This is a genomic window from Streptomyces azureus (genome assembly GCF_001270025.1).
GTDB lineage: Bacteria > Actinomycetota > Actinomycetes > Streptomycetales > Streptomycetaceae > Streptomyces > Streptomyces azureus.
The window spans coordinates 38027-45193 of the sequence record NZ_DF968285.1; the positions used below are offsets into that span (position 1 = coordinate 38027).

General features: G+C 70.9%; 8 protein-coding genes. 3 read left to right on the forward strand and 5 right to left on the reverse strand.

The window, feature by feature from the left end; genetic code table 11:
* Positions 1–4: 4 nt before the first annotated feature.
* The 4 genes from AOQ53_RS18110 to AOQ53_RS44690 all read right to left on the reverse strand — a co-directional run bounded on the left by AOQ53_RS18110 (position 5) and on the right by AOQ53_RS44690 (position 4490).
* Positions 5–1507: an argininosuccinate lyase gene (locus AOQ53_RS18110; RefSeq protein WP_059418554.1), complete on the reverse strand. Its 1503-nt coding sequence runs from the start codon at positions 1505–1507 to the stop codon at positions 5–7.
* Positions 1504–2814, reverse strand: coding sequence for an MFS transporter (locus AOQ53_RS18115; RefSeq protein WP_059418555.1), 1311 nt, complete (start codon positions 2812–2814; stop codon positions 1504–1506). Before AOQ53_RS18115 ends, AOQ53_RS18110 begins: the two co-directional genes overlap by 4 nt.
* A gap of 27 nt (positions 2815–2841) precedes the next feature.
* A complete protein-coding gene (locus AOQ53_RS18120; protein WP_059418558.1) occupies positions 2842–3867 on the reverse strand; it encodes a 2-ketoarginine methyltransferase in 1026 nt (341 codons plus the stop codon).
* A gap of 452 nt (positions 3868–4319) precedes the next feature.
* Positions 4320–4490, reverse strand: a complete 171-nt coding sequence (locus AOQ53_RS44690; RefSeq protein WP_167745732.1) for a hypothetical protein — start codon at positions 4488–4490, stop codon at positions 4320–4322.
* 10 nt (positions 4491–4500) lie between these two features.
* Between AOQ53_RS44690 and AOQ53_RS44695 the strand changes: the two genes are divergently transcribed.
* A complete protein-coding gene (locus tag AOQ53_RS44695; RefSeq protein ID WP_059418559.1) occupies positions 4501–4812 on the forward strand; it encodes a hypothetical protein in 312 nt (103 codons plus the stop codon).
* A gap of 10 nt (positions 4813–4822) precedes the next feature.
* Here AOQ53_RS44695 and AOQ53_RS47400 read toward each other — a convergent pair whose 3' ends face one another.
* Positions 4823–4954 carry a hypothetical protein gene (locus tag AOQ53_RS47400; protein ID WP_269085455.1) on the reverse strand — a complete coding sequence of 44 codons (132 nt, stop codon included), beginning with the start codon at positions 4952–4954 and terminating at the stop codon, positions 4823–4825.
* A gap of 264 nt (positions 4955–5218) precedes the next feature.
* Here AOQ53_RS47400 and AOQ53_RS46345 point away from each other — a divergent pair, with 264 nt between their 5' ends.
* Positions 5219–5416 (forward strand): hypothetical protein, encoded by a 198-nt coding sequence (locus tag AOQ53_RS46345; RefSeq protein ID WP_148640347.1) that lies wholly within the window; start codon positions 5219–5221, stop codon positions 5414–5416.
* A 676-nt stretch (positions 5417–6092) separates the two neighbouring features.
* The coding region (locus AOQ53_RS18140) for an RNA polymerase sigma factor (RefSeq protein ID WP_059418566.1) at positions 6093–7167 on the forward strand (1075 nt) is incomplete at its 3' end.

Sequence of the window (7167 nt, forward strand, 5' to 3'; positions counted from 1 at the left end):
CCGCTCACTCCGTATCGGTGACGAGGCCGAGGGCCCGGTCCGTCGTCGCCCGGGCGGTGCGCACCGCGTCGGCACGTACCGCCCAGGCGTCGGCCAGAACCTTCGCGTCCTGCTGTTGCGCGGCCAGGACCTCGCCGACCCGGTCGGGGTGGGCGGAGCCGGCCGAGCTCATCCGCCGCAGCGCGCGCCGCACGTCGAAGGCGTCCTGGAGCAGCGCCTCGGCGTCGACGGCGTCGACGGTGTGCCCGTGTCCGGCCGCGATCTCGCGCAGCACGTCCGGGGCGTGTTCCTCGGGGGTGTGTCCGGCGCGCACCGCGGCCAGCACATAGCCTCCGGCGATCACCTGGGCGGTACGCCAGGGGATGTCGTGCCGCAGCGTCAGCTGGTTGGCGAGCGTGAACCCGCCGAAGAACTCCTTCTCGCAGGCCGCGAGCAGCCTGTCCTCGCGCAGCCGCAGCCCCTCCAGGACGGCCGTGAACAGCCTCAGCACGTCCCGGCCGGTGTCGAAGGCCTGCGCCACATGTGCGCCCGCCTCCTTGGAGACCTCCACGAGGTTGGTGTACGGGGTGTTGCGCTGGCCCAGCAGCGCGTCCACGTGGAAGGCGGCCAGGTGGGCGGTCTTGCCGCGGATGCGTTCGAGCAGGGGGTAGTTCTTCTTCTGCGGCATGGACGCGGAGATCCCCGACAGTGCGTCGGGCAGGTCGAGGAAGCCGTGCTCGCTGCCGGCCCACATCAGCAGGTCGGTGCAGAACCGGCTCAACGTGGCGCCGAGCAGCCCCAGTTCGGCGGTGGCCTCCAGGGCCCATTCGCGGGAGGCGACGGCGGTGAGCGCGAGCGGTTCGGGACGCTCGAAGCCCAGCAGGCGGGCGATGCGCTCACGGTCCCAGGCCAGTTCCTGCCCCGACAGGGCGCCCGCGCCGAGCGGGCAGGCGTCGATCGCGTCGTAGGTGAACAGCAGGCGGCGCGAGCGGCGCAGCAGCCGCTCGTCGAGCGCGGCGAAGTAGAAGCCCGCGCTGATGACCTGCGCCGACTGGAAGTGTGTGTAGCCCGGCATCAGGACGTCGACGGACCGCTCGGCGAGGCGGCGGGCCGCGTCGGCGAGGGCGTGCAGCTGCCCGGCGGTCTCCCGCAGGCGCTGCTTGGCGTACATCACCTGCGCGCAGGCCTGGAGGTCGTTGCGGCTGCGGTCCACGTGCCAGACGGGCACGGGTGCCGCGAGTCCTTCGGTGACGGTGCGTTCCAGGGCGAGCGCGATGTCGGACAGGTTCTGCTGGCGGGCGTCCTCGATGCGCTCGGGTGTCACGTCGTCCAGGAGGCCGCCGAGGGTGCGGGCCTGCTCGGCGTCGATCAGGCCCATCCTCAGGTACTCGGCGACGATGGCCTTCTCGATCGCCACGTAGGAGGGCAGCAGGGTGCGTGTCTCGTAGCGGAACTGCGGGTCGAGCACCAACTCCCGTACGAGGGCGCTGGGATCCTCGGTGACCCGGCCGCTCAGCTGTCCGCTCATGCCCGCTCCTCCTCCGCCTGGGGTTCGTCCGGCCGGGGTTCCTCTTCGAGCACGGGGACGCTCTTGACGGTGCGCACGTGCGAGCAGGCCAGCATCACGGGGGCGATGAACATGCCCAGCGAGGCCAGTACGAGCGCGGGCAGGGTGCCCACCGCGGTGCCCAGCAGACCGCCGAGAACGGCTCCGACCGGCATGACGCCCATGACGGCCATGCGGTTGGTCGCGTTCATCCGGCCCTGCAGGGCGTCGGGGGTGATGGCCGAGCGGTAGCTGCGTACGTTGATGCTGTAGACGATGATCATGGCGGCGTCCAGCACGTACATGGCGATCAGCAGCGTCACGGCGGCGGGCACCGGCACCAGCGTGGCCAGCGGTGTCAGCAGAGAGGCGAGGCCGGTGAGCGAGGCGGTCAGCACGATCAGCCTGCCCAGTGGGAGCGCCCGGCTCATCGGGGCCGCGATGACGGCGCCGAGCAGTGCGCCGACGCCCGAGGCGGCGAGCACGAGGCCGACCGAGAACGGCGGGATGTCGAGGGTGCGCGTGACGAAGACGAGGGAGACGGGCTCCGCGATCGCCATGAAGAAGTTGATGATGAGGGTGGCCAGGATCAGGGTGCGCACCGTGACGTGACCGGTGACGAACTTGATGCCGTCGGCGATGTCCTGCCGTATCGAATGGCTCTGCTCCTGGCCCGCATCGTCCCCCTCCTCCTCGCCGCTGGTGGGCTTCCGCTCGCCGCGGATCAGCGCGGTGAAGACGGCGGAGAGGCCGAAAAGCACCGTGTTGATGAGCATTGATGCGGCGCCGGCGAGGAGTTGGAACACCGCGCCGCCCAGCGCACTTCCGGCCACGCTGGCCGAAGAGGCACTCATCTCCAGCTTGCTGTTGCCGTCGATGAGCTCGTCGCGCTTGACGAGGGACGGCAGAATCGCGGAACTTCCGACGTCCGCGATCACGCTGAAGCAACCGACGAGCAACGCGATGACCAACAGGACAGGAACGCTCAGAACATCAAGCCACGAGGCGGCAGGAAGGCCGAGCAGAAGAAGCGCGCGAGCCGTGTCGCACAGCACGATAATGGCCCGCTTCGGTTTTCTGTCGAGCCAGACACCGGCGAAGAGACTCACAAAGAGATATGGCACGTGGCCCGCCGCCGAAAGCAGACCCATTTCGAATACGGAAGCATCCAGGGAAACCGCGGCGAGGAGCGGGAAAATAACCGCCACCATATTCGCCGCAAACATCGAAGATGTCTGGCCGAGCCAGAGATTCCTGAAGTCCCGGTGCCGCCAAAGACCGGATGGCATGAAGGTACCTGTCCCCAATTTCAGGTGCTACTGGCCGCGTACCAGGTAACCCAATTCGAGCCCTGTCGAATCGACTTCCGGGGCCGTCGTCAGACATTCGACGATGCGTCCGCCCGCTTCCGCGATGAGCTCGTCCCAGAAAGCGCGCGTCTCCAGCCGCTGTTCGGTGATCTGGTGCAGGAAGTAGTACGGGTTGTAGTACGCGTTGCCCAGGCCGTGCCGCAGTACCGCGGGGTCCAGGGGCCGGTGGTCGACCTCGACGACGGCGAGGTGGGCGCCGGGCGTGTGCGTGAGCGCGGTGCGGACCACCTCGACGGCGGCGTCCCGCCCCTTCTGCTCCAGGACCTCTTGCAGGGAGAAGGCCGTGACGAAGCACGGGGTGGGCCCGGCCTCGGGCCTGACCTGCGCCATGTAGTCCTCGGCCGTCGCGTTCACGAAGCCGACCTGGTCGGACAGGCCGCGCTCGGCGGCCGCGCGGCGGGCGTTGTCGATGCTGCCCGGGTGCGGGTCCACACCGATACCGGGGCGGCCGCCCTCGCACAGGTCGAGCAGGAACGTGCCGTCGCCGCATCCCAGGTCCACCACGGCGCTCGGGGGCTCGGGCAGCCGGTCGATGAGGCGCTTGACCAGCGGAATGGCGTCGTAGCGGCTCATCCCGCAGCTGCCGAGGCCGACCATGGTGCCGTTGCGCGAGGCGAAGCGGGTGCGGTCGGCCATGACCTCGGGCAGTTCCCGCAGGGTGGCGCCGTACCCGCCGATCAGAAGTTCGTACCAGGGGCGGAACTCCAGGTACTCACGGCCCTTGGCGGTGATAGCCGGCGACCCTTCCGAGTCGGTGACCACCCCTTCGCCTTCCAGGTAGCGCAACAATCCGGTCAGCCGCTCGGGGTCGAGGGCCAGGTCTTTGGCGAGCTGATCCACATCCGTCGGGGAGGCTTCACCGAGTTTGCTCAGAAGTCCGCTGGTCATGGCGAACTCAAGACATTGCGCTAGAAAGAAACCCCTGATTGGCTGGATCGCAGTGATCAGGCGTTGCTCGAAATCCGGCTCCATGGTCTCGCTTCGCTCTAGTCGTTACAAGGCACGCACGACAGAGGTCCGGGCAGTTGAGTTCCCCCTCGACGTTCCCCCGGAAATCCCCCGAAATAGGGAGAGTGGTCGCTCTCCCGCACTCGTTCACAGCGTAGCCACTGTATCCGGAATATTCTCAAAGCCACCAGGCTTGACATCACCCACAGGCTTTGCTAGGTCAAACCACTGGCTTGTTCATTGGCGTGCCGCGCACTCGCCAAAGGGTGCGGCTCCGGTTGAGGCAGGGCCCCGGTGTCTGTCCGGCTCGTTCGTATTTGCCGGATGCAGGTCAGAAAGGCGCCTCGGATGGAGTCGGCGTACAGACTCGTCTGCCCTTATCCCGTCGTCGCAGATTGCGGGCGCTTTCGTTGCCTCTGCGTGTGCCGCCGCCACCATCACTGTGAGGGCGAGGCCGGATCCCGGATGGCCCCGGCTCAGTGTGCCGGCGCGATGCCGAAGGTGTCGTCGTCGCTGCCCGCCGACCAGCCGAAGTCGGACTCGGCGAGGGCCTGTGCCGACGCCAGGGTGCCCGGTTTGACCTTGAGGATCGTGACGGTGCCGGCCGCGTTGCCCGGAGCGCCGGTCAGGGGCGACCAGCTCGGCAACCTGGCCAAGATGCCGGGGCCGGCCCCGGCCTCGGGAGCCGCCGCGCCAGGGGCCACGTTCACCTGCGACCTGCTGGGCGAGCGGCTGCCGGCGACCGACCCGACGGGCGCCCGCACCGGGGCCACCTACGACGACCTCGGCCGCCAGGTCACGTCCACCGTCATCGAAGGCCGCCCGGCCCAGGGCGCTTCCACGACGACGCTGAGCTATGACGGCGCCGGCAACCTGCTGGCGACGAAGAGCCCGGCCGGCCTGACGACGTCCGGCACGTACAACGCGGCGGTGCCCCGCTCACCGCCACGGACACCGCGGGCGGCGTGACGACGTACACCTACGGCCCGACGGGTCTGCCCGCGTCGGTGACGACCCCGCAGGGCCGCACCAGCCGTACGACGTACGACCTGGCGGGGCGGGTGACGCAGGTCAGCGACGAGGACAGTGCGGGCGCGGTCGTGCGCACCACGTCCTCCGGCTACGCCCCGGACGGCAACCCGACCGCGGTCACGGACGCCCCGGGCCACACGGCGCGGCAGACCTTCGACGCGCTGGGCCGCCTGACGAAGCCGGTCGAGCCGGTCGAGCCGGTCGACGCGACACGTCGAAGCGGAGGCTGGAGCCGCAGCCGTGGACGCCGCCGGGGTGGCGGACCGGGCCGGCCTGGCGGGAGACGAACGGGCGGGCCGCTCGGCGCCGCAAGGTGGGTTCCGCGGTCGGGGTGGTGCTGGCCGTGGCACTCGCGGTGGTCGCCATACGGCCGTCGCTGGTGCTGGACCGGATCCCCGGCCGTGAGCCGGGCGTGCCGGAGGCGGCCGCGTCGCCGACGCCGCTGCCCGCCGAGACGGCGCTGCCGGCCGCGGCGCCGGGTGACGTCGAGCAGTACGTGTTGCCCTGGCCGGGTGAGGTGGTCAAGGTGCGCGGCACATGACGTTCGAGGGCCGCACGGCGGGGTGGGGTACGGGTGCATGGCGACTACAGCTTCGTCTGCCCGGTGGTCAGGGCGCACGGGGACAGCGATGTGGTGGCGCGCACCGTTATCCGGCGGTACCTCACGGTCACCGTGGCCGACCCGCGTCAGTGGCTTGCCACCGAGGGCAGGCTCTGGGGGGAGGCCTGGACGTGAGTTACGGCAACGATGCGTGCGGAGCCGATGACGGCTGCTTCCACCCCGGCTTCCCCGGCGGGACCGGGACCGGTGCGCCGCCCACCGGTCCCGTCGAGGCCCGGTACGACCGCAGCCGTTCCGTTACCGATGACTCCGGGGCCGAGGACGAGGAGTGCGGCAGGGTCACCCGCACCCGACCCGCTGCCTGGAGGGGCAGTGGACGTCGAACTCGTAGCGCACCCGGTCGGCCCCTTCCTCCCCGGTCCCGACCAGAACCCGCCCGGCCACCGACCCCGAGAAGCCGGACGAGCCACGACTCCCCGCCCCCGGCCCGGACTTCGAGCTCCCCGGCGCCGACCTGCTGTCCAGCGGCGCCCCGCTCACCAGTAACAGCGCGGACTCGATGACCGCCTCCCCCTCCACAACCGCCGATACTGGGCGGTAATGTCGCCACCCGCCGGACAGCACGAGACCGGTGGGCGAGCGCGAAGGGGCCCTCATGGCGACGGACATGCCTGCGGACATGCCCGCAGAGATACCTGCGGAGGTGACCGCGGCCGACGAGCGGTGGCGGCGCATGTGGAGCCACCGCGAGCACCTGCTCAAGGTGGCCCGGCGCAGGTCGATGAGCACGGAGGACGCCGAGGACGCGGTGCACGAGGCGATGCTGCGCGCCGCCGAGCGGCCCGATCTGGACGAGGAGCGGCTCGCGGCCTGGCTGACGACGGTGACGATGCGGCTGTGCGTCGACCGCTACCGGCAGGTGAACCGCGAGGCCGAGGTGCGTACCAGCCCGACGCTCATCGCCCCCGGCCCGGTGCCCGTCGAGGAGGCGGTGTGCGACCGGGCCGAGGCGAAGTGGCTGGCGGTGCGCAGTGGTGAGCTGCCCGCGCGGCAGGCCGAGGCGCTGCGGCTGAAGTCGGAGGACCTGGATGTCGGCCAGGTCGCCATGCGGATGGGGCTGAGCTACCGGACAGTGGAGTCGCTGCTGGCCCGGGCCCGGCGGACGCTGCGGCAGTCGCTGGCCGCCACGCTCGGCTTTGCGCTGTTCCTGATCGGCTGGGGACGGCCGCGCGGAGTCGGCAGGGCCCAGGCCGTGGCGGTCGCCTCGACGGCGGCGTCCCTTGCGGTGGCGGGGTTCGTGCTGCCGTACGCCCTCGACGGCGGAGGAGGCGGGGGCGGTACGGCGCCTCGGCCCGCGGTCGCCTCGCCGGACGCGGAGACGTTGCGGCAGGACGGCGGTGGCGGGGGCCGTACGCCCGGGGGGAATCAGCCCACGACTGCGGCAGCAGAGCGTGGAGCGGACGGGTCCCCCGTGGGCGAATCGTTCCTCCCGCTGTCCGTGCCGTCGCTGCCGGAGGTCCCGGATGTTCCGGACGTCCCGGTGTCGCCGCTGCCCTCGCTGTCCGCGCCGGAAATCCCGCACGTGCCCGACATCCCGAGGCCCGCCCTTCCCGACCTGCCGATGGAGCCTTCCGCCGTGCCGACCGGCACAGCGGTCCCGGCGGTTCCGGAAGCTCCGGAGGGCCCCGCCACACCGTCCGCCCCGCTCCCCGGGCCCACCGTGCGCCCAC

What these genes read in the sequence shown, in the direction of transcription:
- AOQ53_RS18110 (WP_059418554.1), bottom strand. Translation starts at nt 1,507, where the DNA reads ATGAGCGGACAGCTGAGCGGCCGGGTCACCGAGGATCCCAGCGCCCTC.
- AOQ53_RS18120 (WP_059418558.1), bottom strand. Translation starts at nt 3,867, where the DNA reads ATGGAGCCGGATTTCGAGCAACGCCTGATCACTGCGATCCAGCCAATC.
- AOQ53_RS18115 (WP_059418555.1), bottom strand. Translation starts at nt 2,814, where the DNA reads ATGCCATCCGGTCTTTGGCGGCACCGGGACTTCAGGAATCTCTGGCTC.
- AOQ53_RS44695 (WP_059418559.1), top strand. Translation starts at nt 4,501, where the DNA reads ATGCCGGGGCCGGCCCCGGCCTCGGGAGCCGCCGCGCCAGGGGCCACG.